This is a genomic window from Paraburkholderia hospita (genome assembly GCF_002902965.1).
Classification (GTDB): domain Bacteria; phylum Pseudomonadota; class Gammaproteobacteria; order Burkholderiales; family Burkholderiaceae; genus Paraburkholderia; species Paraburkholderia hospita.
Window position 1 is genome coordinate 197,165 of the sequence record NZ_CP026105.1, and the last position, 25,273, is coordinate 222,437.

General features: G+C 61.2%; 18 protein-coding genes and 1 pseudogene. 14 read left to right on the forward strand and 5 right to left on the reverse strand.

Features of this window, described 5'->3' with window-relative positions:
* Window positions 1-363 precede the first annotated feature (363 nt).
* The 3 genes and pseudogenes from C2L64_RS00835 to C2L64_RS00845 form a co-directional block, all read right to left on the reverse strand.
* Window positions 364-1,431, reverse strand: coding sequence for an HNH endonuclease (locus tag C2L64_RS00835; RefSeq protein ID WP_090834906.1), 1,068 nt, complete (start codon window positions 1,429-1,431; stop codon window positions 364-366).
* Complete coding sequence (locus tag C2L64_RS00840; RefSeq protein WP_244144482.1) at window positions 1,428-1,751, reverse strand: HIT family protein; 324 nt, start codon at window positions 1,749-1,751, stop codon at window positions 1,428-1,430. Before C2L64_RS00840 ends, C2L64_RS00835 begins: the two co-directional genes overlap by 4 nt.
* Before the next feature lie 489 nt (window positions 1,752-2,240).
* Window positions 2,241-2,536, reverse strand: a pseudogene (locus C2L64_RS00845) (proline racemase family protein); the annotation flags it as partial.
* A gap of 223 nt (window positions 2,537-2,759) precedes the next feature.
* On the opposite strand from C2L64_RS00845, the gene C2L64_RS00850 reads away from it, so the two are divergent.
* A complete protein-coding gene (locus tag C2L64_RS00850) occupies window positions 2,760-3,398 on the forward strand; it encodes an SEL1-like repeat protein (protein WP_090834907.1) in 639 nt (212 codons plus the stop codon).
* 53 nt (window positions 3,399-3,451) lie between these two features.
* Here C2L64_RS00850 and C2L64_RS00855 read toward each other — a convergent pair whose 3' ends face one another.
* Window positions 3,452-4,366 carry an H-NS family nucleoid-associated regulatory protein gene (locus C2L64_RS00855; protein WP_090834908.1) on the reverse strand — a complete coding sequence of 305 codons (915 nt, stop codon included), beginning with the start codon at window positions 4,364-4,366 and terminating at the stop codon, window positions 3,452-3,454.
* A gap of 591 nt (window positions 4,367-4,957) precedes the next feature.
* On the opposite strand from C2L64_RS00855, the gene C2L64_RS00860 reads away from it, so the two are divergent.
* Window positions 4,958-5,404, forward strand: coding sequence for an HU family DNA-binding protein (locus tag C2L64_RS00860; RefSeq protein WP_090834909.1), 447 nt, complete (start codon window positions 4,958-4,960; stop codon window positions 5,402-5,404).
* 299 nt (window positions 5,405-5,703) lie between these two features.
* Here the strand turns inward: C2L64_RS00860 and C2L64_RS00870 are convergent, their stop codons facing one another.
* Window positions 5,704-5,976 carry a hypothetical protein gene (locus tag C2L64_RS00870; protein WP_090835041.1) on the reverse strand — a complete coding sequence of 91 codons (273 nt, stop codon included), beginning with the start codon at window positions 5,974-5,976 and terminating at the stop codon, window positions 5,704-5,706.
* Window positions 5,977-6,159: 183 nt separating this feature from the next.
* Here C2L64_RS00870 and C2L64_RS53030 point away from each other — a divergent pair, with 183 nt between their 5' ends.
* The 12 genes from C2L64_RS53030 (at window position 6,160) to C2L64_RS00940 (ending at window position 25,055) form a co-directional block, all read left to right on the forward strand.
* Window positions 6,160-6,723: a Tim44 domain-containing protein gene (locus C2L64_RS53030; protein ID WP_158660481.1), complete on the forward strand. Its 564-nt coding sequence runs from the start codon at window positions 6,160-6,162 to the stop codon at window positions 6,721-6,723.
* 1,328 nt (window positions 6,724-8,051) lie between these two features.
* Window positions 8,052-9,191, forward strand: coding sequence for a hypothetical protein (locus C2L64_RS00890; RefSeq protein WP_090834913.1), 1,140 nt, complete (start codon window positions 8,052-8,054; stop codon window positions 9,189-9,191).
* A gap of 993 nt (window positions 9,192-10,184) precedes the next feature.
* Window positions 10,185-11,294 (forward strand): OpgC domain-containing protein, encoded by a 1,110-nt coding sequence (locus C2L64_RS00895; protein WP_090834914.1) that lies wholly within the window; start codon window positions 10,185-10,187, stop codon window positions 11,292-11,294.
* Entirely contained in the window at window positions 11,291-12,976 is a 1,686-nt protein-coding gene (locus tag C2L64_RS00900; RefSeq protein WP_090835043.1) for a tannase/feruloyl esterase family alpha/beta hydrolase, read from the forward strand. The genes C2L64_RS00895 and C2L64_RS00900 overlap by 4 nt, the downstream gene beginning before the upstream one ends.
* Before the next feature lie 247 nt (window positions 12,977-13,223).
* The gene (locus C2L64_RS00905; RefSeq protein ID WP_007582299.1) at window positions 13,224-14,087 is read left to right on the forward strand and encodes an STAS domain-containing protein; all 864 of its coding nucleotides are present in this window, start codon (window positions 13,224-13,226) and stop codon (window positions 14,085-14,087) included.
* A gap of 9 nt (window positions 14,088-14,096) precedes the next feature.
* Window positions 14,097-14,453, forward strand: a complete 357-nt coding sequence (locus C2L64_RS00910; protein ID WP_007582301.1) for an STAS domain-containing protein — start codon at window positions 14,097-14,099, stop codon at window positions 14,451-14,453.
* A gap of 19 nt (window positions 14,454-14,472) precedes the next feature.
* The gene (locus C2L64_RS00915; RefSeq protein ID WP_007582303.1) at window positions 14,473-14,898 is read left to right on the forward strand and encodes an anti-sigma regulatory factor; all 426 of its coding nucleotides are present in this window, start codon (window positions 14,473-14,475) and stop codon (window positions 14,896-14,898) included.
* Complete coding sequence (locus tag C2L64_RS00920; RefSeq protein ID WP_090834916.1) at window positions 14,883-16,040, forward strand: ATP-binding protein; 1,158 nt, start codon at window positions 14,883-14,885, stop codon at window positions 16,038-16,040. Before C2L64_RS00915 ends, C2L64_RS00920 begins: the two co-directional genes overlap by 16 nt.
* Entirely contained in the window at window positions 16,009-17,463 is a 1,455-nt protein-coding gene (locus C2L64_RS00925) for a sensor histidine kinase (RefSeq protein WP_090834917.1), read from the forward strand. Before C2L64_RS00920 ends, C2L64_RS00925 begins: the two co-directional genes overlap by 32 nt.
* Window positions 17,460-19,094, forward strand: coding sequence for a response regulator (locus C2L64_RS00930; protein ID WP_090834918.1), 1,635 nt, complete (start codon window positions 17,460-17,462; stop codon window positions 19,092-19,094). Before C2L64_RS00925 ends, C2L64_RS00930 begins: the two co-directional genes overlap by 4 nt.
* Window positions 19,095-19,222: 128 nt before the next feature.
* Window positions 19,223-24,136: a response regulator gene (locus C2L64_RS00935; protein ID WP_090834919.1), complete on the forward strand. Its 4,914-nt coding sequence runs from the start codon at window positions 19,223-19,225 to the stop codon at window positions 24,134-24,136.
* A 292-nt stretch (window positions 24,137-24,428) separates the two neighbouring features.
* A complete protein-coding gene (locus C2L64_RS00940) occupies window positions 24,429-25,055 on the forward strand; it encodes a DUF2239 family protein (protein WP_090834920.1) in 627 nt (208 codons plus the stop codon).
* Window positions 25,056-25,273: the final 218 nt, after the last annotated feature.

Here is a 25,273-nt window from a genome sequence, read left to right on the forward strand (position 1 = left end):
GCAAACGAAAGCCGCTAAACCGGTGGCGCCCAAGTACAGCTCACGCGTGATTCTGATAGCAGAATTGACCTCCCGCGCGTCCACGCCTCCGCCTTCACTGGCTGTCGAGTCCTTACGACTAATCTCGTGTCGCGGATGGGCGTCGATAGCCGCTCAGATGCAAACACACTCTGGAGCACTGCTGGAGCGATGGTTCAGCGGGTGCTCTTCCCAGAGGGGCATTGAAGCGCAGAATCGGTAAGGCAACTGGAAAGGATGACTCGATGTCGGCTACTGGCTGACAATTCCTAGTTCAGCGGCCGTCCAGTCCAAACGCGTATGGCCGGGTATTGGCGATTTGCAACGAGTCAAACTTTTCTCCGCTTAAGGTCCCGATAAGAGGCTGACGTAGAGCGAATCGACATTCTCATAGGTCGTTGGGGACAACCATGCACGACCGCCAGTGTCGTTTGCTACCTTGTAACTCCACGTCGCTACACGTTGGACAATTTCTATGTCACCTGAAACGCCAGCAAGCAGTCCGATTTCGGCGATTTGATGCTCTTTGAGCACGAGACGTTCGAGCCAGCGTTCCAAGTGTGGTCTCGCCGCGAGCGTGTCAGACTTGCTGCGATTACAGGCCGGATGAGCCAGGACGAAATTGTGTGCCAAGTCCCTTGAGTAAAGCGAGAATGGGACGAAGTGGTCGACGTCTGCGTCGCTGAGCCGTTCTCCGCAGTAGAAGCAACGCGAACCGTCCAGCTTGCGTAACTGAGTGCTGATAATGTCGAGCGACTGTCGCGAAGACGAGAAAAGAAAATCCGCGAGGTCGTCAGCGTTCCCGAGAATCGGGTGATTACGGCGATTTGCCTTTATGTGCGCGACCCATCGGGTCCGTGCCATCTGCTCCACGAGGGTGTAGAAGCGGCGCAGGCAATAGCTGACGCCCGGCTTCAGCGTCACGGAGCCTCTTGAGCGTCGCTCATACAGGAATGGGTCTGTGACTCCGGCAAAGTTTTGGAGGTACTTCAACGGCTGCGCGGACACTACGGATGCCACCTTCGACAACAGTGGTTCATAGCTCGGTAAGCAGGAGGCTTGTAGCGCTGATGATGCTGAGGTACCAGCTCTGAATTCTGAGATTGCATTCAGAATTGCGGCTTGGTCCCCAAGATTCTGAACCAAAACGCCGGGCTGGCTGCCCACATGCCCGGTTCCGTACGGGGTCGCATGTTGCCAGTAGAGATAGACGAATCGCTCTGCAATTTGACGGGTGGTCAACGTGAGTTCGGCCCCGTCGTCGGCGCCGTACTCGACAGCCAATTCTGCGAACGAAATCAGAAGCGCGAATTTATACGTCGCAGCGAAGTCGCCCTCGGCGAACAGTCGTTGAAGCTTCGCGAGAAAAACCAGCTGCGCTTCCGGCGACGGTGGAGGCGGGCTGAAACTCAATCTCGTTGGCTCCAGTAGTCGGCCTTTGCAGGTATTACCCACCGAATGCCGCCGCGCGGGTCTGCTACATCGCCTGTGAAACGAGGTATTAGATGAATGTGCAGATGAGGCACGGTTTGTCCGGCAGCTGGACCATCGTTGATGCCAATGTTGAATCCGTCCGGCTGGAGGGTCGCGAGTGCATGCGCCTTGGCGTGGTCCAGAAGCGTAAGAAGGTCATCACGCTCTTCAGCGCTCACGTCGAAGAACGAACGAACATGGCGCTTGGGGATGACAAGACTGTGTCCAGGTGAAACGGGAAACCCATCCAGAATCCACATGGCATGTCGGTTTTGACCCACGATGCGGCAAGTCGGAATCTCGCAAAACGGACAGGTCTGTGACGACATCGAGGACTTCTTCGAAGACTTGAGGGAGCAGCCCATTTTACCTATCTTTACTGTCGCCGATAACGTCTCAAATCATCTCAGTAAGGTGCACCGTTGTCGATTACCTTGGGCGCACGCGACGACATCGAGCGCTTGCGCAGCATTGTGATGATGCGACGGGTGAGGCCCGGAGGTAGCGAACAGACGCCCGGCCCACAATGGATTGCCGAGGTGGTGGCGTTCGTTTCAATTCGTCTCCGGGGGGAAAGCGCGTTTGGGGCAGCCCCTTTTTCAACAAGCAGCAGAAGTTTCACCGAAATTGAGAAGTTTCAAAAACGATGAAACCGCGTGATACCGGAAGCACGGGGTAACGACAATCATACCGGCTGTGCGGATACGAACAGTTCCTGCGTTGCCCTTGCGCCGAGAACTGCGAGCCGGCACCCAGCCCAATTCGGCCGCCACGGTAGACAGCGCGATAAAGCCGTGTCCGCAGTGGTCCCTGTAGCCCTCGTTGTGAAGGAAGATGACGCCGAAGTCGGCGGTGGACTAATCGGTTCAGTCAGGTAGCCACCGTACGTGTCAGCGTGGCTCAAACACCAACGCCTTTCGAATCTCGTCGGCGTTCTCTTTCAGCCATGCACGACGTTTACCGATGGGCTCACCCGGCAGGCGAGGAAGCCGCTCGTGAAGATGCGGAACGCCTCGCCGCCGGTTTGAACTTCAACTGCCGAAATAGTCCGGCGTGATGTTCATGTGTGCCGGTCGTTATCTCAAGTCCCAACTCGGCGACTTCACATACGTTTAAGATTCAGCAGCGGGACGCCCGCGCTCCGCCGCCGTCTTGAGTGCGCCTACATTCGAGTACCTGACGAGCGTCGCCAACTAGTAACGGGGCGCAGGCGAGAGGTGCGGTGAGGTATCATCACCCTCTTCACTCACCACAGGACGCGAAATCTGATGTCGGCAGATTCCAGCTGGTTGGGTCAAATTGAACGCGAGTGGGCACAACTTCGCCAGTGCGACCCGTCACTCGACGTGGAAAGGTTCTTCCGGCACGTTGTATCAGCAAACAAGGTCGGATTTCTTTCACCTGAATCTATCGCGGCCATTGCGAATGGCCTGCTCACAAGCCCGTTGTCGGGCGCGCCTTATCTCGGCCGGCGACTGCTTGAACGGGTTGGCCCTGGCCGGCATCCCTCCCTCCGGGTCGCGCTTGCACTGTCTCTTGTCACGGAGACAGGTGGGCCTGCGGATTATGAGGGCGGACACGTCATTCTGGGCGACGTGCTGAAGGACGATACCGCGAGCGAGCCGCTGCGCGGCATGGCGGCAGCGGCTATTGCGGACAGTGCGCGGCTTGGTCGTGGCATGGACGCCGACCTTGAGATGGCCAAGGAGATGTATGCCACGGCCTTGGAGCTTGGACACCGGTCAGCCGCGTACAACCTTGGTTTGTACTGGGAGGGGCACTGGGACAGAAGTGCTCCCGGCGACGTCGTTCCAGACAGTGCAAAGGCTGCGCAGGCTTACAAGCGCGGTGGTTCGAACGCAAAATGCGCCGCGCGTCTGGACGCACTGCGGGCGCATTCGCGGTAGACCCCGTTAATCGCGCGTCCCGACGCAACGAAAAGCGAGCTCTGTGCCCTAGCTTACGCGGTCGCTTGAGCAGTCACAGCTTCTGGCGCGGTTGCGACAGGCAACTTCGTAACCGCCTTTTTTGCGCCAACCAATTTCTTCACCGGCGCCTTCTTCGCTACCGCAGTCGTTGTCGCGGGCTTCTTCGCGACGGCTTTCGGCTTGCTCGCAGCGGCAGAATCCGCAACTCCGCTAACGCCATCAATTAAAAACTTCGAACGGTCTTTAGCACCAGCAAGCCACGCCGGCGCCGAACCGCGTCCGCTCCAGGTAGCGCCAGACTTCGGGTCGCGATATTTGGCCGGCTGCGGACCTTTGGGCTGCCCCTTGCCCGCAGTCGCACCGCCCGACTTCGACGCCGTCTTTTTGCCGACAGCCTTTGCCTTGCTCACAGCACTGGCCGTCGCAGCAACAGTCGATTCAGCACCACCTGCAATCAAAAATTTGCTTCGGTCTTTGGCTTTAGCAATCCACGTCGGGGCCCGCCCACGCCCGCTCCAAGTCGCGCCACTCTTTGGGTCACGATAAAGCGCAGGCTGCGGACCGCGGACGTAATTGCCAGCAGCCTTCGCTTTGCTCGCAGGTGCCGGCGTCGCCGTCGCCTTACCTCCATCAACAAGGAATTTATCGCGATTTTTTGCGCTTGCAATCCACTGGGGTGCCCGGCCATGTCCGGTCCACGTCGCGCCACTCTTCGGGTCGCGATATTTGACCGCGGCAGTGCCCCCTTTGCTGACAGTCTTTGCTCCGACCTTCTTCGCGCGCCCCTTGCCGCCAGCGTGCCCCTCAATATCCGCAGCCGTCAGGCCGTGTTCTGCCATCAGCTTGCGAATTTTCTCGATGACGCCCGATGACTGTTTCGCAATCAGAGCCTCGGCTTGCTGCTCAAGCTTTATAATTTTTGCCTGCATGGATTCCAAAGTTGTCATTTTTTCTCCCCTTTGAGATGTCCGCACTATGCCATGCGTATCGACCGTTCGCTAGCTGTTGTCGATTACGTCTTGAGGAGGATTGGCGGAAGGTTCAAATAGCAGAACAGTCTTCAAGGGTCGACGCACGCAACGTCCCCAACTGGACGAGATAGTTTCGCAGGCGCTATGACTTGTGATGCATCCCAGTTGATGCTTTGCACGGCGCATTGCCGGAAGGTGACCCTTCGCTCAAGCCATAGGAAAATAAACATCCTTCAGCAAACACCAATCACCTTAAGCGCTCGCGTGCATCATTGCCGATTCCGGCACCCGACGCTGGACTCGCGCGAGTGGTTTACCCCTCTTGCTCCTGCGTCAAACCCTGTCGCGTAGCGGTGTTCGTGAGCGCATCCTCCTCTGGAGGGGTACAGGTCACCGTTTTTGCGTTCCTTCTTCACAAAACCACTTGTTTTAGGGCCTCGCCCGTTGCGGATTCAAATGCGAATTGCTACGCTAGCGCCAGCCTGAGAATTTGGACCTTTGCGCATTGTCGGGGACTACGCAAAGGCAAGGACCCCGGCCCAACCTTTGACCAATGGCGAGGAATCTATGGCAACGAAAGCTGCAGCAAAGCCGGCTCCGAAGAAGGTGACGACTCCGGTAGAGAAAAAGGCGAAGGCGCCGACGGTAAAGAAGGCGGCGACTCCTGCCACGAAGAAGGCGGTTGCTGCCACGCCGCTGAAACCCATCAAGGATTCGTTCACGAAGGCTTCGCTTGCGACCCATCTTGCCGAGCGCGCAGGTGTCGAGCCGAAAGCGGCGAAGGCTTTGATGGCCGCTCTGGAAGAAACAGTGCTCGCGTCGGTCCACAAGAAGGGCGCGAAGGAGTTCACGCTGCCGGGTCTGCTGAAGGTTGTTGCTCAGGACGTGCCGGCAAAGCAGAAGCGCTTCGGCAAGGACCCATTCACGGGTGAAGACAAGTGGTTTGCCGCGAAGCCCGCTTCGGTGCGTCTGAAAGTACGCCCGCTAAAGAAGCTGAAGGACGCCGCGGTCTAAACCGGACCGCCGGAAAGGGAGCCCCTCGCGACGGAAGTCTGAGGGGCTTTTTACTTTTTGTGCCTGGGGAGCACGGGCCTTAATGTAATCTGGCCACTCAAGGTGAACTGGGCGACACAGCAGAACACTCCGCGCGCACTGCGAGGAGCAATCGACTTGAGGGCAACCACGTTGTCAGCCGAAATTGAATATCCGGCAACAGCATAAGTCGAGCAACCAGCCAGAGTTGCGACTGCTAGTAAGCGCATCACTAGAGCCCACGCCATCAAAAACGAACGAGGAATCGATGTCTTTCATGGTTAGTCCCCAAACGGGTTGCCTGTGACTTTGACTTCGGTATTTAGGTTGTATTCCGCACGTACGACCTTGAGCACGCCTTCGATGTCGCGCTCGAAGCCGACCGCGTTGCCGAAGTGGGTCATGTTCCAGTTGCAGCCTGTCTTGTCAGACTCTTGCAACTGCGGCCGCGGCACACGAATCTTCACGCCATCCTCGACGATTTCCTGCAGTCGATGGATTCGCCGGTTGACCTCCTGCTGTAGTTGCGAGGCATTGAGCATTTTGCGTCTCATCGAGGTCTCCTTCTGGTTGCTCAAGCCAGTCTAGCGCAGGTGACCCGCGCGGCATGAGTCGACAGTCAAAAGCCCCACACCAGGAGCTAAGGTTGCCCGAGCACCGAAATCGCTAGGGCTTCGCTGGCTTGATGGCTTTCATTTGCCCGTCAAACCGGCTACCTTATCTCGGGTTACCAGGAAATGATGGGCGCGCAGATGCGCCAGTTTGCGGTGGAACTGGGCACCGATGCCGCAAAACAGCAGGACGCAAATAGCCAGGCGATGAGCGAAGTGGTCGGCCGGGTTCTGCAAGAAGTTTCCGCGTCCGTCGCCCAGTTACAGGCAACACGAGACGCGGCGGCAACACAGGACCAGGCGCGGAACGAGGCACTCACGCGCCGAACCGAAGAAGTCGTCGGCAACCTTTCCGTACAACTGAAAGCCATGGTCGAAGCGGTCACTGTCCAGATTGCGCGGACACAGGCCAATATCGATGCGCTTCAGTCCGTCAGCATCCGGGCAATCGACGGGATGAATAACGGCGCGGCGACCATGAATACGGCGGCGAACCGGTTTGAAACCGCAGGCGCTTCCGTCACTACCGGTGTAGCCCGGCAAGCCTTGCGTTTCATTATGTCCCGTGGCCAGGTTGTCGACCAAATAGACCGTGTGGTTCTTGGAGACCGTCGTCAACGTGCTGTCAAGCGACAGCGTCCTCGGGTAAGTCGAACACTCGGTATATGTGCAGCATATGAAGAAACTTAGCTGCATGGATGCGTCCGATTGGCTCTGGCGAAGAGGCAAACGAAAACTCGCTGGCTTACGAACGTCTGGCAAAGGAAGGACGGAAATTCGGCTTGGCTTTGTGGCTCAGCACGCAACGCCCATCCGAAATTTCTCCTACGGTGCTTTCGCAGTGCAATAACTGGGTCACGTTCCGACTGACTTCAGAGAAAGACCTCGCCGCAGTCCAGTCCGCAAGCGAGTGGGCGGACAGAAGGGAAGTCAGGCGCATAGCAGGCCTTGCCAGACAAACCGCGATTGTCTTCGGCGGAAGCATCGCGATGCCAACGATGCTACGAGCACCCGACGCCTCGCCTCGACCTCGCTCTGATGACGGAGCGTTCCGCAGGTGGGGAATTCAGTAGCCCGCGATTCATCCATTAACGCAGCACGGCGACGAGTCGAGGGTCCAATCACCGCGCAGATGCAGCCAGGAAACGACATTTACCATCCGGGGAGGCACCGACGTTCCGCGCCGGCGACTCGCCCGTATGTCCACGTTGGACACGATTCGCGACCAGCGCGCCAGTCGAATAAAAACTCCAAAACAACACCCACCGCCCAGTTGAGCATGTCGAAAAACTATGGATGCGCCGCCGGTTAAGAACGGCGGCGAATGCTTAGCGTATGAAGCTACTGCCGCGCGTGGCGTACTCACCTATCGTCCTTCCCCTTCTGTTTCGCAGTGAATATTTGCATAGTTCGTGAGACGGGCTGCAACGTCACGAGATGCGCGTAGAGCAAGCGCAAACGGCTCTCTAAGTCGTTGCGTGGGTGTGCGCGTTAGACAATTACGAAATAAATTACTAGCATTCGAGAGTGCGGCCACGCGACGGGGATTCTGATGGCGCTTGAGCACTCCCTGCTGGCGGAACTCGCGAAGTCGGTCCAGCACCCGCTAGGATTTGCTGGCTTAGCTTTGGCGCTGCTTCTGGCCGTTGCGAGCAGGCATTGGGCTAATGCAGGCACTCGGGCGCTTGCCCGACTCGCTGCTGGCGCGGCGCTTGTTTCACTCGTCGCAGGCTTGTCCATTGCATTTGTAATGACGCGACCTGCGCCGACTAATCTAAATCCGGCAGACGGCAATAAAGCAATCGCCCCTGACGAGCGGTCAAGTTGTGTGATTACCGGCAGCGGAACCACCGTGATAAACATGGGAACAGGCGTGGCCGCTGGTCAGGTGTGTGGCGATGTGCGGTAATCTTCTAACGCTATCACCTGCGCGATTCATGCAGCAAGTGCTAGCTTGCTTGGTCATCCTGTGTCCAGCATTCGCCTACGGGCAACCCGTTTCAGGTCCGACATACGAAATGAAATCGGAAAATGTCCGCGTAGAGGCTAGCGGCAATGCAACGGCAATCAATCAGGTCAATGCCAAATATTTTATGGTTGTTGCCCGCGACTATAACGTTCCTACCTACAACGTCACGTACAACACCGTGACCAAACAATCTGTTCCCTCACCACTTGCCAAGATTAACCGGGCAGTTTTGCAGATACGAACACTTTATTCGACAGGCTACTCGAAAGAAGGTGACGCTCAGCTTGCACAAGCTTTTCGTGATTTCTTTTCGGCACCGGACCTGGCACTTTCAGACAATGGCCTGCTATCGTTGACGAATCTTCACATTCTCGACGGCGAACGACAGGAACGCATGGGGAATGATGAAGCAGCTTTAGATGCTTACTTTAAACCTCTGAGGCTTTTAGCTCGACGGCCGGCTCTTCAGAACGACTATGTCAAGAGGATAATCGGTAAGCCGTTATTGTTGAGGCAACCTGAAGGGATTTCTTTCATCATGTCTCATCGTTGCCCATCCAGTCCCGAAAAAACCTGTCCTGGTCAAATGGCGCTGCAGTTGAAACTACTATTAAAGAATGCTCGTACGAACACGGAGCTTTCAAACGCTATGGACGCAGTCCGTAGTTTCCTAATACAAACCCGCCCGTCATCGCCAGCCACCTTATCGTTTATACAGTACGGCCCCATTATGGCAATTCGATTGAACTTAATGGCAGATACGATTGACCGATTCAAGCCGATACTATCCACTAAAGCCGAATCAGTGAAACTCATCCCCAAGCTGGTAGACCAAATTGTGGCGGATTGGAATCTTATAGAACCAGTGTTAATTTTTCCGCCGGATAACAGCCTTACCAGCGAACAAATTGTGGCGGTTAGATTTGGTTTCGTATTGTATCAAGACATTATGGTTATGAATGCAGTCCTCGGTTCACAGAACAAGGAAGAACTTGGGGATTATATCGTTAAAACCCAGAATTTAAACCGCTTTTTACCAGTGGCTCAACAAGTTACAGGGAACGAGACAGTATCCGCAATGAACGAATGTATCGAAAATCGACTCGCGTGCGAACCGGGACGCGTAGTCTGGAAAGTCCTCCCGCTTTCGACGGGGACCAGCTCGCCGCCCGGGCTCGCGGGCGAATAAAGGTCCTTTCGGCGTTGAATCGCCTCCTTAACATCGGCGGCTCGCTTCGGTTAGAGGATGGGCACTGGTAGTCCGACCTCCTTGCACCAGGCCTCCTATCCGATGTTGGACATACTCGACCGTTTCGTCTTTTTCGGTTTGAGAGCGGTGTCCTAGACGCTAGCGGAAATCGTATTGCCTAACGTGACGCGACGTGTCCTGGTAGGACACGGCTGCTTTGCCGGAGGAGTTCCAGCTGCCCCAAACGATGCGTGCGCCCGTGGGGAGCGGCTGGGCGTGTTCCGCGCGTAACACCCTATCTTCGCTGACGTAGCGAGCTGTATCGGCAAATGCGGACGCGATTGTTCAATAGCACACAGCCGAAGTTGCGCTGGCCCGCATGAGCATCTCCTGGACGATAGGAGCGGTGAGGTGGAATACTGGGCACAATGGCTAATTGGTGCTGCAGCCGCGACCTTTGTGCGCTTCACCGCCGGCGAGGACGCCGCGACGTTGTACGAGTAGCACCGGGAAGCGTTCCGTTTAATTCGATGGCACGGCGGCCGACTTCCAATCAAAACGGGGAGTGGAGCCCCGGCAACTTTGCAGATAATGGGTGAGGCGGCAATGCCTCACGGCTCTCTTGTTCCAATCGTGATGGTCGGATTTTGAGGCCCGAATCGAAGCCGCACCGGTTTTGGGGCATGTCATGGGGCACGCTGCAAAGTCATCACGAGAGATTCAGCACCATTGTTTTGGTGTTTTTGCAACAGTTCAGTGGCCCTCCGCGCACCTGGAAGGGCCCCGAGGTCTCTTTCATGCAATCTTCGAAGCTTGCATCCCCACCCCCAACCCACTTCATTTCAACAACATCCCCTTACAACCTGCGTAAGCATGGAACGTTCTCGTTTGCAACGGTTCCTACGTCACGTATACCCCGACTCGACACCTTGCGACCCGCAGCGCCGCCAAAACCGCGCTACCTGCTCAGCACCTGCCAAAAGAGCCTCTCGAATGGACCCGCACCGCCCGCGTTCTATCGAAGTGGATTTTTTCCGAGGGATCGTGCTGATCGTGATCGTGCTCGACCACATACCGGGCGGGGTGTTGCAGCACCTGATGTTGCACGCATATGCGCTGTGTGACTCAGCAGAAGTCTTCGTATGCCTGGGAGGCTACGCATCCGCAGCAGCCTACGGCGCGGTCCTAAGCAAGAATGGCGAAAAGGCAGCCCACAGCCGCTTCTACAGGCGCTGCTGGGAGATCTACCGCGCCTACCTACTAACAGCGATCCTCACCTTACTCTCAGGCGCGATCCTGCAGCTACTGCAGCTAAACCGCCCAATGGTCGACCTGACAGGCTGGTCACTATTCGCAGCAGCCCCAATCCGAGAAGCATTCGACATCGCAATCCTCAGACGTCAGCCCTACCTATCAAGCGTCTTACCGATGTACGTGATCTTCGCGATCACCGTCCCCTTCATCGTCCCACTAGCCCGAAAAGCCCCGCTTACTGCACTGACAGCAAGCCTCGCAACTTGGGCGCTTGCAGTACCGCTAGCCAAACTCTTCGCCATAGACGACGTCAGCGACTGGGCTTTCAACCCTTTCGCCTGGCAACTGATGTTCGTGATCGGTATCCTGTGCCGTGAGCGCCCGGTTTCAGATCAATTCCTGGAATCAAAACCCGGCCGCTGGTTAACAAAAACTGCAATCACAGCCGTGCTAGCCTTCGCAGTGGTGAAGCTTTTCATCCTGACCCAACCGCTCCCTGGCCACCTGAAACAGAACCTGTCGATTGAACGCGTGATCAACTTCCTTGCTATCGCCTGGCTTGCCGTCGTCCTTGTCCGCGCCGGCTCCATCGCGAAACTCGCGCACAAAGCGCCTGCCGTCATCAAGGTCGGCCAGACGGGGTTAGTGTGCTTCGTCGGCGGCACGCTGATCTCGCTGATCGTCGACACAGCGACGCCACACAGCATCCACGGCCTGACCCACGGTCTCGCAGCGTTCGCCGGCGACCTCGTAGCGATCACCGCCGTGCTGCTCCTCGCGCGCTTCTGGAAGGAATGGAAGGGCCCGACGCAGCCACGCGCCGCCGTCAGCGGAGCCGACTGTCGATGAAGCGCGGTATCGCATGGCCGCGTGCGGCGCTCTGGCTGGCACGCACGGCACTCCTATGCTGCGCCGCCAGCACGGCAACGGCGGCAACACCCGAAACCCAAACACCAACCGCCCCCAAGCAACCTCCGTTTGCCACCCGCTGCACCGACCTAAACGACCTCTGGCTAGACGCCGCAACCATCGCACTCCCGACCCACGGCGCCCACGTCGAATCCGCAACCGTAATCACGGCCCAAACCCCGGGCAACGGCGCAGGCGAATTCTGCCGCATCACCGGTGTCATCAGGGCGATAAAAGGCACCACACCCGACATCCGCTTCGACCTGAACCTGCCACGCCGCTGGAACGGCCGCGCATTGCAGGTCGGCGGCGGCGGCTACAACGGCACAGTCGTAACGGGCATCGGCGTCATGCCGTTCTCACCGATCCGCGCACCTCTCGCCCAAGGCTACGTAACCTTCGGCGACGACTCAGGCCACGTCGGCAACTCGTCACTCGCGGTATTCGGCCTGGTCGACGAAGCCGTCGTGAACTTCGGCTACGCGCATCTTAAGAAAACACACGACGCGGCCCTCGCGTTGATCGTGCGCATGTACGGCCATCCGCCTGACCGCATGTACTTCGCGGGCGGCTCGACGGGCGGCCGCGAGGGCTACACGGTGATGCAGCGTTTCCCCGACGACTACGACGGCGTCATCGCCGACTCCCCCGCGCTGAACTTCTCCGGCGTACGACTGATCGGCGTACGAGTAGGCCAGGCCGAATACGCAACACCAGGCGGCTTCGTCCCACCCGCGCTACTCGAACGCGTCTACCAAAAGTCACTCGACGTCTGCGACAAGCTCGACGGCGCGACGGACGGCATCGTGAGCGACGTCGCCGAATGCCGCCAGCGCGAACCCGAAATCATCGACGCGCTGCGCTGCCATCGCGGCACGTCCTACGCCCACGAAGGCGGTTGTCTAACGGACGCACAACTATCGACACTTAACATCCTGCGCGACGGCCTCAGACTGCCGTACAAGCTCGCATACGACGTCAGCGGCTACCACGGCTACAACGTCTTTCAGGGCACACGCCTGAACGGCATGCTCGGACTCGGCCGCGACCCGGCGCGACAGACGTCGCCCACTTTCACCGGCAACGGCTATCTGTTCGCCCAAGCCGACGGCTACATCCGCTACTTCGTCACGCAGGACGCCACCTTCGATTCGATCAAATTCGACGTACAGCACCCCGGCAAATACCAGAAGCAACTGGTCACGCTGTCACAGATCATCGGCGCAACGAATCCCGATCTTGGCCGCTTCATCGCAAAAGGCGGCAAGCTGATCACGATGCAGGGCCTGGCCGACGAAGTCATCAGCCCCAACCAGACGATCGCCTACTACGACCGCCTCGTCGATCTATACGGCGACGAGCGCGTGAACGCCTTCATGCGTCTCTACATGGTGCCGGGCTTCCAGCACGGCGGCGGCGTGTTCATTCCCTCCGTCGATCTGCTCGGCGCACTCGACAGCTGGGTCACGCGCGGCATCTCGCCGGAAACGCTGCTCGCGACCGACATCTCCCCGCCAACCAACGGCCGCTCGCGTCCGCTGTGCCGCTATCCGATGTACCCGCGCTATCTCGGCAAGGGCAATCTCAACGAAGCAAACAACTTCGTCTGCAGCGAACCTTGAGCGTTCGCTGGTCAGATGGAAGCGCCAGTCACGAAGCCATAAAAGCGCTGTCGCGCACCGCACATTTCGGCCCTCATTTCACCCGCAACCATGCAGCGCGCCTGTAGTATTGGGCGATCATCCCGCAAGGCGCTGCTATCTGACGTCATCACACGCCTTCCGGTAATGTTTGCGCGCATCGAACGCGTGCGAACAGTTTGCACACAAACAATTGGGCAAAATTTACCTGCACTCCCCCGGAGACCTTATGACCGCTTCTAAAAGCGCGGCCCTCGTCGAGGTGCTGACGCGTCATCGCGACACGCTGCTCACAGAATGGTTGAACCAGCATCTTTCGATCTCGCTGCGCCGCGGGCTCGCCACGGAAGCGGAGATGAGCGATCAGTTCCGCAACTTCCTGAACATCTTCTCCGACACACTCGCCAAAGCCGATACGCTGGACGCGTCCCGCCCAGAATGGGAACCCGTGCGCGCATTTCTCGCCGACATGTCCGCGCATCGCGCGCGCCAGGGCTTCACGCCTGTCGAAACGGCGACCTTCGTGTTCTCGCTGAAGCAGCCGCTCTACGCGCGCCTGCGCGAGGAGTACGCCAGCCAGCCGCAAGAACTCGCCGACATGAGCTGGACGGTGAACCTGATGCTCGACTCGCTCGGCCTCTACACGACGGAAGTGTTCCAGCGCAGCCGCGAAGCGATCATCGCGCGTCAACAGGAAGAACTGCTCGAACTGTCGACGCCCGTCGTGCAGCTATGGGACGGCATCCTCGCGTTGCCGCTGATCGGCACGCTCGATTCAGCGCGCACGCAAGTCGTGATGGAAAGCCTGCTGGAAAAGATCGTCGAAACAGGCGCCGCGATTTCGATCATCGACATCACCGGCGTTCCAACCGTCGACACCCTCGTCGCACAACATCTGCTGAAGACCGTCGCAGCCGCGCGTCTGATGGGCGCAGATTGCATCATCAGCGGCATTCGTCCGCAGATTGCGCAGACCATCGTGCATCTCGGCGTCGACCTGACCAACGTGATCACGAAGTCCACGCTAGCGGATGCTTTCATCATTGCGCTGCAAAAGAGCGGGTCGAGCATTCCGACGCGCGCCGCCGGTTAAGGTGGCGCCATGGATCGCATTCCCATCCTGCGGTTGGGTGATTGCCTGATCGTCGCGATTCAGGTGGACATGCACGACCGTCTCGCCATCACGCTTCAGGACGACCTGACCGCGCGCATCGTGAAAGACAAGGCGAAAGGCGTGCTGATCGACATCTCGGCGCTCGATATCGTCGACTCGTTCATCGGCCGCATGATCAGCAACACGGCCGCCATGGCGACGGTGCTCGATGCGCAGACGGTCGTGGTCGGCATGCAGCCGTCCGTCGCGATCACGCTGGTCGAACTGGGACTCACGTTGACGGGTGTGCGCACGGCGCTCAACGTCGAACGAGGCATGGCGCTGCTCAAGCAGCGACAGCCCTGATCAACCGGGGCGCTCACACATGAACTCATTCGGCGTAGTGGTGACATCGACTGTCGAAGTCGGTCTGCGCTCGGATCAGGAGATCGTCAAGCTTCGCCAGATCGTGCGTGACGAAGCCATTGCACAAGGTTTCTCGCTCGTCGATCAGACGAAGTTCGTCACGGCCGCGAGCGAACTGGCACGCAACACGCTTTTGTACGGTGGAGGCGGCGACGCGACGTTGAACGTGCTGCTCAACGGCGCGCGCAAAGGCCTGAAGCTGACGTTCGTCGACCAGGGCGCGGGCATTCCGGATATCGAACGCGCGTTGCAGGACGGCTTCACGAGCGGCTCGGGCCTTGGCCTCGGGCTCGGCGGCGCGCGGCGTCTGTGCGACGAGTTTGAAATCCAGTCGGAACCAGGGAAAGGCACGACAGTGTCGATCACCAAATGGAAACTTCGCTGAGCGGTCTGCGTGCCATGCACGCGTCGTTCGAAATCGCCGACGCGAGCAGCGTCGCGTTCGCGCGGCGCGGCGCGAATGATGCGGCGCAAAAGGGCGCGCTGAGCGAAACGGACCTGGGCCGTGTCGCGCTGATCGTGACGGAGGCGGCAACCAACATTCTCAAGCACGCGCAGCACGGCGAGTTGCTCGTGCGCGTCCTGCCTTCGGATACGGCGGGCACGTTCGCCGACGGCGTCGAGATCATCGCGATCGACAAAGGCTCAGGCATGCAGGACGTGCAGCTCGCGTTCCGCGACGGCAGCTCGACAGCGGGCTCGCCGGGCACGGGGCTCGGCGCGATCCGGCGCTTGTCGGAGGAGTTGGCGGTGTATTCGCAGCCGAATCTCGGCACGGTGCTGCGCGCCGTGGTGCGCCGCCGCGGCACGAACGAGCGCGCGGGACGCGCGGCGGCGGGCACCGACATCGGCGGCGTATGCGTGCCGTATCCGGGCGAATCCGTATGCGGCGACGCGTGGGGCATTGAAGCGGATCAGGACGGCCTGACCGTCACGCTCGCCGATGGTCTCGGCCACGGTCCCGACGCGCATGTCGCGGCAGCAGGCGCCGTCGATGTCGCGCGGCGGCGCGCGGGCCGTTCGCCCGCCGCGCTGATGGAACTCGCGCACGGTGCGCTGCGCCCTACGCGCGGCGCCGCCGTCGCCATCGCGCGGCTCGATCTCGCGCGCTCGCAGCTTGTGTTCACAGGCACGGGCAACATCGCGGCGTCGATCTTTAATACCGGCAAGCCGGCGCTTGTCGGCGGCGGTGCGAGCCACAACGCGAGCACGGCAGCCGACAGCGCGCGCAACAGCTGGCAGTTCACGTCGCGCAACGGCATCGTCGGCCATACGATGCGCGACTCGCAGGAGTTCGAAGTGACGTGGACGCGCGACGCGCTGCTCATCCTGCATTCGGACGGTATCGGCACGCGCTGGGATCTGGCCGCGTATCCGGGCTTGCATCTGCAGCCGGCCGTGATGATCGCCGCCGTCCTGTACCGCGATTTCTCGCGCCGCCGCGACGACGCCACTGTGGTAGTTGTCAAGGCAGACCAGGGAGTACATTTCAGGCATGACGACCCCCATATTGCGCATTCGGCTTGAGGCTGAGGAAGACGTCGTCGCCGCGCGCCGCAAGGCTCGCGCGATCGCCGCGGGCTTCGGCTTCTCCACGCTCGACCAGACGCGCATCGCGAGCGCGGTCTCTGAGATCGCGCGCAATGCATTCGAATACGCGTATGGCGGCGAGGTGACGTTCGCGTTTGATGGCGCTTCGAGACCGCAAGCGCTTCTCATCGACGTGCGCGACCAGGGGCCCGGCATCCGCGAGCTTGAATCGGTGCTCGACGGCACCTACCGCTCGTCGACGGGCATGGGCCGCGGCATTGCCGGCAGCCGTCGGCTGATGGACCGGTGCGACATCGAATCGTCGGTGGAGCGCGGGACGGCTGTCACTATGGCGCGCTTCCTGCCCCTCGACCGTCCCGAAATGGCCGCGACGGGCATCGACGCGATCATGCGCAACCTCGTCCAGCAAAACGCGCTGGGCAGACGCCCGGGCGGAGCAACGAGCGCCGAAGACGCGGCGCGCCGTTCGTTCGACGAAGTGCTCGAACAGAATCGCGAACTCCTCTCCACGCTGACGGAATTGCGCGACCGCCAGGACGAGTTGACGCGCCTCACGCTGGAACTCGAAGCCACCAATCGCGGCGTGGTCGCGCTGTACGCGGAGCTGGACGAACGCGCGGACGAACTGCGCCGCGCCGACACGATGAAGTCGCGCTTCCTGTCGAACATGAGCCACGAACTGCGCACGCCGCTCAGTTCGATCCGGGCGCTGTCAAATCTGCTCGTAAACCGGCTCGACGGCGATCTTTCCGCCGAGCAGGAACGCCAAGTGCTACTTATCCGCAAATCGGCCGAGGATCTAACCGAAATCGTCAACGATCTGCTCGATCTCGCCAAGATCGAAGCAGGCCGTACCGAGGTGACGCCCGCGTGGTTCAAGGCCACGGAACTCTTTGCGGCGTTGCGCCCGATGCTGACGCCGCTGCAGACTGATCCGTCGGTGAAGCTGATATTCGAGGACGCGTACGGTTTGCCACCCATCTTCACCGACGAAGCCAAGCTCACGCAGATACTGCGTAATTTCGTCTCCAACGCGCTCAAATTTACCGAGCGCGGGGAGATACGCGTCGGCGCGCGAATGGAGCCGGATGGCGACCACGTCACGTTCTTCGTGGCCGACACGGGAATTGGCATCGCCGAGGAGCACCAGCAAGTGATTTTTGAGGAGTTTGGCCAGGTGCAGAACCATCTGCAGCAGCGGGTCAAGGGAACGGGCCTCGGCTTGCCGCTGTGCCGCAAGCTCGCCGCGCTGCTCGGCGGCTATGCGGGCGTCGACAGCAAGCCGGGCGTCGGCTCGACCTTCTTCGCGACGCTGCCGCTCGCGATCGAAGCGGTAGCAGGACCGGGCGCGGACGACGCAGCCGGCGGCCCGGCCGTCGCGCACGGAGGCGCCACATGACGGTTGCCGCTCCGCTGATCCTCAACGTCGACGACAACGACGGCGCGCGTTACGCGAAAACGCGCGTGCTCGTGCATGCCGGTTTCGAGGTGATCGAGGCGGCGACGGGCCAGGGCGCGCTCGATCAGGTGCGTGCGCACAGTCCGGCGCTCGTGCTGCTCGACGTGAAGCTGCCCGATATCAGCGGCATCGAGGTCTGCTCGATTCTCAAGCGCGATCCGCGCACGCGCTCGACGCTGATCCTGCAGACGTCGGCGGCTGCCGTGCAATCGTTCGACAAAGTCCGCGCGCTCGACGTCGGCGCGGACAGCTATCTGACCGAGCCGATCGAGCCGGCCGAACTCGCCGCCAACGTGCGCGCGCTGTTGCGGCTGCATCGCGCGGAAGAAGCACTACGCGACGCCGACCGCCGCAAGGACCAGTTCCTCGCGACGCTCGCGCACGAACTGCGCAATCCGCTCGCGCCGATCCGCAATGCCGTCGAGCTGATGGACCCGCGTCATCAAGCGAACGACGACACCGTGCGCGACGCGCGCATGATCGCGCGCCGTCAGGTCGAGCATCTGAGCCGGCTCGTCGACGATCTACTCGACGTGTCGCGCATCACGCACGGCAAGATCGCGCTGCAGATCGAATGCGTCGATATTGCCGCCGCCGTCGCGACGGCTGTCGAAGCGAACCAGCCGTCCATTCAGAAGAAGCAGCACACGTTGCACGTCAACGTGCCCGACAAGTCATGCATGATCTACGGCGACCCGATCCGCGTCGCGCAGGTGATCAGCAATCTTCTGTCGAACGCGGCGAAGTACACGCCCGAGGGCGGCGTGATCGAACTCGACGCGAGCGCGGCCGAAGACATCATGACGATCCGCGTGCGCGACAACGGCATCGGCATTCCGCCGAACGAACTGGACGATGTGTTCAATCTCTTCATGCAATCGGAAGATTCGCTCGCGCGCTCGGAAGGCGGTCTTGGCATCGGGCTTTCGCTCGCCAAGACGCTCACCGAACTGCATGGCGGCACTATCGAGGCATTTTCTGCGGGGCTTGGAATGGGCTCGGAATTCGTCGTGACATTGCCGATAGCGGCGTCAGAAAACATAGCGGCGCCGTGCCCGGCAGAGTCCGGGGCGGCGATGCCCGGCGACGACGCCTTGACTACACCGGCGCCCGCCGCCGCAATTTCCGTCGGCGACACCCAAAGCGTGCCGGATGCGAAGCGCCGTGTGATGGTAGTCGATGACAGCGTCGATGGCGCCGAATCGATGTCGATCCTGCTCGAAATGCTCGGCCACGACGTGCGTGTGATGTACGACGGCGCCGCAGCGATCTCGACGGCGGGCGAGTTCAAGCCGGAAGTCGTGCTGCTCGATATCGGCTTGCCGGGCATCGACGGCTATCAGGTCGCGCGTGCGTTGCGCGCCGAGCCGGCCACGGCGGGCGCGTTGCTGATCGCGCTCACGGGCTATGGTCAGGAAAGCGACCGACAGCGCACGCGCGATGCGGGCTTCGATCATCACCTGGTGAAGCCCGCTTCGCTCGATGACATCGAGCGAGTGATCGCGGCGGACGGCGCGAGCGGCATGCCACGCAATCCGGGCACGCCCGTGCAGTCGGACGCGACGGGATGAAGGTGCATCGAATGGAAGGTGGCGAAGGAAGGTAGCACGCGAGAGCGGCGAACAAAGTCAGCGGCGCACCGTGCGTCACCAATAACGGCGGCACGCGCGAAGGCGATACGGCGGGAGAGGTTGCGTCGATGAAACCGGACAACACGATGGCGGGCGCGTCCACTGAGGCGGACGCGGCGCTCGCAGGCAGCGCGTCTCCCAGCTTCCTCGCGGGCGGCGGCGAGATGGGCGGTCTGATACGCGCCTACGACTGGCGCGCGACGCCGCTCGGCGTGCCCGACGGCTGGCCGCAAAGTCTGAAGACGGCGATCCGCATCATGCTCACGTCGCGCCAGCCGATCTGGATCGGCTGGGGGCCGGACCTGATCTACTTCTACAACGATCCGTACAAGTCGATCATCGGCGGCAAGCATCCCGTCGCGCTCGGGTTGCCGACTTCGGTGGTGTGGCACGAAATCTGGAGCGAAATTCATCCGCTGCTGGAGACGGCGCTCACGGGCGTCGAAGGTACGTTCACGGAACAGAAGCTCCTGATCATGGAGCGCAACGGCTACCCGGAAGAAACGTACTACACGTTTTCCTACAGCCCGATTCCCGACGATCACGGCGGTACGGGCGGCATCATCTGCGCGAACAGCGACGACACCGTGCGCGTGCTCGGCGAACGCCAGTTGCGCCTGTTGCGCGAAATCGGCGCGGCGACGCGCGACGCGCTGTCGTGGCGCGACGTCTGCGAGCGCAGCGTGCGTGCGCTCGAAAGCGATCCTTACGACGTCACCTTCGCGCTGTTCTATCAGACCGAGCCGGGCGGCGCTTCGGCGTCGCTGGCGGGCGCATGCGGCATCGGCGCAGGACATCCTGCCGCGCCGCAATCTATCGATGCCGCGCCCAGCCCCGTGTGGCCGTTCACAGAGGTGCTGCGCAGCCAGCGTCTCGCTATCGTGTCGGATCTCACGGAGCGCTTCGACGCGCCTTTGCCTACGGGCGCATGGCAGCGGCCGAGTGCGCAGGCGGCCGTGCTGCCCGTGCAGCCATCGGGCGAAGCGGGGCGCGGCGGCGTGCTGGTCGTCGGGCTGAATCCGTACCGGCTCGTAGACGACAACTACCGCTCGTTTCTCACGCTGGTCGCGCGGCAGATGGGCGCGGCGCTCGGTTACGCGGACGCCTACGAAGAAGAGCGGCGGCGCGCGGAAGCGCTCGCGGAAATCGATCGCGCGAAGACAACTTTCTTCTCGAACATCAGCCACGAATTCCGCACGCCGCTCACGCTGATGCTGGGTCCGCTCGAAGAACTGCTCGCGAAACCCGAAGCGGCCAACACGGCTGACCGGCCGCTGCTCGAAGTCACGCATCGCAACGGCTTGCGGCTGCTGAAGCTCGTGAACGCGCTGCTCGACTTCTCGCGCATCGAGGCAGGGCGCATCGAGATTCATCCGCAGCCGACCGATCTCGCGATGTTCACCGCCGACCTTGCGTCGCTATTTCGCTCGGCGGTCGAGTCGGCGGGCATGACCCTCGAAGTCGATTGCGAACCGTTGCCGCATCCCGTGTCGATCGACCGCGAGATGTGGGAAAAGGTCGTGCTCAACCTGCTGTCGAATGCGTTCAAGTTCACGCTCACGGGCAACATCGCGGTGAGCCTGAAAATGACGCAGGGCGGCAGCATCGAAATGAGCGTCGCCGATTCGGGCATCGGCATTCCCGAGCATGAAATTCCGCGCCTGTTCGAACGTTTCCATCGCGTCGAAGGCGCGGTGGGGCGGTCCGTCGAAGGCAGCGGTATCGGGCTTGCGCTCGTCAGCGAGTTGGTGCGGCTGCATGACGGCGTGATTCATGTCGAGAGCGAACTTGGCGTCGGCACGCGTTTTACGGTCGTGCTGCCGGCTACGGTATCGATGGACCCTGCGTCGAGCGACGGCGCGCGCGCAACGACGAGCGCGAACGCGCACAGCTACGCCGACGCGGCCCTGCGCTGGCTACCCGATGCGTACACGGCCAGCGCAGCCGACGACCTGAGTATGCTGCCCGGTACCGGCGATACGCCATCCACCGAGCTGACGGGTGAAGCGACGGGCAAGCTGCTCGTCGTCGACGACAACGCTGATCTGCGCGACTACATGCGGCGCATTCTGTCGGCGGCGGGTCACGACGTGCATGTCGCCGGCGACGGCGAGGAAGCGCTCGCCTCCGCGCGCAACCTGCAGCCCGACCTGATCGTGTCCGACGTGATGATGCCGAAGCTCGACGGTTTTGGCCTGTTGCGCGAGTTACGCGCCGACGCCGAGCTGCGCGAGACGCCAGTACTGCTGCTGTCGGCGCGCGCGGGCGAAGAGGCGAAAGTGGGCGGCCTCGAATCGGGCGCGGACGACTATTTGATCAAGCCGTTCGCAGCGCGCGAACTGCTCGCGCGCGTCGCGGGCAATCTGCAACTCGCGCGCTTGCGGCGCGAAACGGGCAACCGTCTGCGCGAGGAATCGCGCACGCTGGAAATCCTGAACCGCGTCGGCACTGCGGTCGCAGCGGAACTCGACCTGAACCGCGCGGTGCAGGTCGTCGTCGATGCCGCGACGGAACTGACGGGCGCCGCATTCGGCTCGTTCTTCTACAACGTGCAGGACGACAAGGGCGGCAGCTACATGCTGTACACGTTGTCGGGCGTGCCGAAAGACACCTTCGCGAAGTTTCCGATGCCGCGCAACACGGCCGTGTTCGCGCCGACGTTCATGGGCGAAGGCATCATGCGCTCCGATGACATCACGAAAGACACGCGTTACGGCCACAACCCGCCGCATCGCGGCATGCCCGAAGGCCATCTGAAGGTGCGCAGCTATCTTGCTGCGCCCGTCGTGTCGCGCACGGGTGAAGTGCTCGGCGGACTCTTCTTCGGACATCCGACACCGGGTGTGTTCACCGCGCGCGCGGAGCGCCTTGTCGAAGGCATCGCCGCGCAGGCCGCGACGGCCATCGACAACGCCCGTCTCTATCAGGCCGCGCAGCGCGAAATTACGGAGCGCACGAAGGCGGAAGAGGCGCTGCGCGAGCTGAACGAAACGCTCGAGGCGCGCGTGATCGAAGCCGTCGCGGATCGCGACCGTCTGTGGGACTTCAGTGAAGACCTGCTGGTGGTCGCCGGCTTCAATGGCGAATTGCAGCGCATCAGTCCTTCGTGGACACGCGTGCTCGGTCACGACGTGCACTGGCTCGCATTGCAGTCGTATTTCTCGTTGATTCATACCGACGATCATTCGATGGTCAAGGCGCACCTCGACGAACTGCGCCGCACGGGTGCGCCGATGCGCTTCGAAAACCGGCTGAGGCATATCGACGGCAGTTGGCGCTGGATCGCGTGGACGCTTTCACTCGATCCCGATACGAAGCGCATTCACGGCGTCGGCCGCGACGTGACGAGCGACCGCGAAACGCAGGAAGCGCTGCGTCACGCGGAAGAAGCGTTGCGCGTCGCGCAGAAGATGGAGGCGATCGGCAAGCTGACGGGCGGCGTCGCGCATGACTTCAACAATCTGCTGCAGGTGATTGGCGGCAATCTTCAACTGCTCGCCGACGACGTCGTTGGCCAGGAACGCTCCGCGCAACGCGTGCGCAATGCGCTCGGGGGCGTCGCGCGCGGCGCGAAGCTCGCGTCGCAACTGCTCGCATTCGGCCGCCGCCAGCCGCTCGCGCCGAAGGTGGTGAACCTCGGGCGCTTCGTGCGCGGTCTCGACGACATGCTGCGGCGCGCGCTCGGTGACGGCATCGAGATCGAAACGGTCGTGTCGGGCGGATTGTGGAATACGCTCGTCGATCCGTTCCAGGTGGAGAACGCGCTGCTCAATCTCGCGATCAACGCGCGCGATGCGATGGACGGCCACGGCAAGCTGACCATCGAAGCGGGCAACGCATCACTCGACGATGCATACGCAAAGCGCCACGCCGACGTCACACCAGGCCAGTACGTGATGGTCGCCGTCACCGATACAGGCTCGGGCATGTCGGCCGATGTGCAGGAGCATGTGTTCGAGCCGTTCTTCACGACCAAGCCCGAAAGGCAAGGCACGGGGCTGGGTCTGAGCATGGTGTATGGCTTCGTCAAGCAGTCGGGCGGCCACGTGAAGATCTACAGCGAGATGGGGCACGGCACGACGATCCGCCTCTATCTGCCGCGCGTGCGCGAGGAAGAGGATCTCGAAACGGATGTCGATGCGGGCCCGGCCAAAGGCGGCGCGGAAACGATTCTCGTCGTCGAAGACGATGAAGACGTGCGCACGACGGTCGTCGAGATGCTGGCGTCGCTCGGCTATCGCGTGCTGAAGGCGAAGGATGCGCAAAGCGCGCTGGCGATCGTCGAAAGCGGCGTGCCGATCCATCTGCTTTTCACAGACGTGGTGATGCCTGGGCCGCTGCGCAGCACGGAGCTGGCCCGCAAGGCGCGCGAGCGGCAGCCGGGCATCGCGGTGCTGTTCACGTCGGGCTACACGGATAACGCGATCGTGCACGCTGGGCGGCTGGATGAAGGCGTCGAGCTGTTGAGCAAACCGTATTCGCAGGAAGCGCTCGCGCGCAAGATCCAGCATGCGCTGCGCCTGCAGTACGCGCGGCCGGAAGGCGCTGTCACGCTGCAGGCGGAGGACTCGCAAACCGTCAGGTATGTCGACCGGCAGAACAACGAGACCTTCGACGCGATCAGTCATCTGCGCATCCTGTTCGTCGAAGATGACGAACTGGTTCGCGTCAGCACGGCGGAGCTGTTGCGCACTTTCGGACTCGAGGTCGCCGAAGCGGAGAGCGCGACGCAAGCGTCGCAGATGCTGGGCGAACGCGACTTCGACGTGCTGTTGACGGACATCGGACTGGCAGGCGTGTCGGGTGTCGATCTGGCCATCGACGCCGCCGCGCGCCAGCCTGGTATGCGCGTGATTTTCGTCACGGGCTCGGACGCGGCGCTGTCGCCGCAGCAGCAGACGCAATTGCAGGGCGCCTCGCAATTGCGCAAGCCATACGATCCGCTCGATCTCGTCAATGCATTGCGCGCGTGCGCCGAATGATGCTTCGCCGCGTCCGGTTCAGTAGGTGATCGTCACGATCGGGCAGCGGCGGCAGCAGCTACTCGCGAGAAGAACGAGCCATAGCGCGCGCTTCATGGTCAAGGCGTCTCGCAGGCGAACGGGCCGAGCGTCGGCAGTCTTCGTTCTCACCGCCTCTATTCAGCATTACGGCAATGCGATGTGGGTATGTCGTCCGGCAACGCGCGTTGTATTTTTATCCGGGTGATATTGCGTTTTATATTTATACCCGGATAAAATATGTGCATCGATTCCACACGATGCGAGGCACGACATGACAACTCACCCGGTATCCTGCACGGCTTTCGAAGGCGTTCGACGCCTTGCGTCAGGCGCGTTGAACGATGTCGCGCTGGCCGTGAAGGCTGCGGCGGAGCGCGACGGCGGCGCTTCCGTGCTGATCTTCGACGACCAGACCAGCCGTCCCATCGAACTGGATCTGCGCGGCTCCGCGAGCGACGTGCTTGCAAGGCTCGCCGATCAGCAACACGGTGAAGCGCGCCAATCCGAACCGGCGAGCGACGAACCTACGGCCGCGCGCGGCCGTGGCCGGCCGAAGCTTGGTGTCGTCGCGCGCGAAGTCACGCTGCTGCCGAGGCATTGGGAATGGCTGAACGGGCAGCCGGGCGGCGCATCGGTTGCGCTGCGCAAGCTGGTCGACGCGGCGCGGGGCGCGAGCGAAGGAAAGGACCGCATGCGTCAGGCGCAGGAAGCGGCGTATCGGTTCATGACGGCGATGGCGGGCGATCTCGCAGGTTACGAAGAAGCGACGCGCGCGCTGTATGCGAACGACGCCGCCCGCTTCGATGCCATGACAGCCGCATGGCCCGTCGATGTGCGCGATCACACGCGCAAGCTGGCGAGGCGCGCGCTCGATGTGGATGCGTCGGGGAATCCCTGAAGCCTGAGCGCGCAAAAAGTTGAAAAGCATCAGGCGAAAAAAAACCGCTCATGCCGGGGAGCATGAGCGGAAAGTCGGAGAGTTACAACATCGCTTGCGCTACTCAATCGGGGTCACGCAGCCTGTGCAGTGTAGGGAAGTGGACATACGTTCCGATATCAGATAACTCCCAAAGCGTGATTTTCGAAGGCGCCGCGCGCCACAAGTCGGCTTCGTCC

Excerpts from the sequence above, each read along its gene's own strand:
- C2L64_RS00940 (WP_090834920.1), top strand. The coding sequence starts at position 24,429 with ATGACAACTCACCCGGTATCCTGCACGGCTTTCGAAGGCGTTCGACGC.
- C2L64_RS00840 (WP_244144482.1), bottom strand. The coding sequence starts at position 1,751 with ATGTGGATTCTGGATGGGTTTCCCGTTTCACCTGGACACAGTCTTGTC.
- C2L64_RS53030 (WP_158660481.1), top strand. The coding sequence starts at position 6,160 with ATGATGGGCGCGCAGATGCGCCAGTTTGCGGTGGAACTGGGCACCGAT.
- C2L64_RS00925 (WP_090834917.1), top strand. The coding sequence starts at position 16,009 with ATGACGACCCCCATATTGCGCATTCGGCTTGAGGCTGAGGAAGACGTC.
- C2L64_RS00930 (WP_090834918.1), top strand. The coding sequence starts at position 17,460 with ATGACGGTTGCCGCTCCGCTGATCCTCAACGTCGACGACAACGACGGC.
- C2L64_RS00935 (WP_090834919.1), top strand. The coding sequence starts at position 19,223 with ATGAAACCGGACAACACGATGGCGGGCGCGTCCACTGAGGCGGACGCG.
- C2L64_RS00915 (WP_007582303.1), top strand. The coding sequence starts at position 14,473 with ATGAACTCATTCGGCGTAGTGGTGACATCGACTGTCGAAGTCGGTCTG.
- C2L64_RS00905 (WP_007582299.1), top strand. The coding sequence starts at position 13,224 with ATGACCGCTTCTAAAAGCGCGGCCCTCGTCGAGGTGCTGACGCGTCAT.
- C2L64_RS00900 (WP_090835043.1), top strand. The coding sequence starts at position 11,291 with ATGAAGCGCGGTATCGCATGGCCGCGTGCGGCGCTCTGGCTGGCACGC.
- C2L64_RS00850 (WP_090834907.1), top strand. The coding sequence starts at position 2,760 with ATGTCGGCAGATTCCAGCTGGTTGGGTCAAATTGAACGCGAGTGGGCA.
- C2L64_RS00910 (WP_007582301.1), top strand. The coding sequence starts at position 14,097 with ATGGATCGCATTCCCATCCTGCGGTTGGGTGATTGCCTGATCGTCGCG.
- C2L64_RS00895 (WP_090834914.1), top strand. The coding sequence starts at position 10,185 with ATGGACCCGCACCGCCCGCGTTCTATCGAAGTGGATTTTTTCCGAGGG.
- C2L64_RS00920 (WP_090834916.1), top strand. The coding sequence starts at position 14,883 with ATGGAAACTTCGCTGAGCGGTCTGCGTGCCATGCACGCGTCGTTCGAA.
- C2L64_RS00860 (WP_090834909.1), top strand. The coding sequence starts at position 4,958 with ATGGCAACGAAAGCTGCAGCAAAGCCGGCTCCGAAGAAGGTGACGACT.
- C2L64_RS00890 (WP_090834913.1), top strand. The coding sequence starts at position 8,052 with ATGAAATCGGAAAATGTCCGCGTAGAGGCTAGCGGCAATGCAACGGCA.
- C2L64_RS00870 (WP_090835041.1), bottom strand. The coding sequence starts at position 5,976 with ATGAGACGCAAAATGCTCAATGCCTCGCAACTACAGCAGGAGGTCAAC.
- C2L64_RS00855 (WP_090834908.1), bottom strand. The coding sequence starts at position 4,366 with ATGACAACTTTGGAATCCATGCAGGCAAAAATTATAAAGCTTGAGCAG.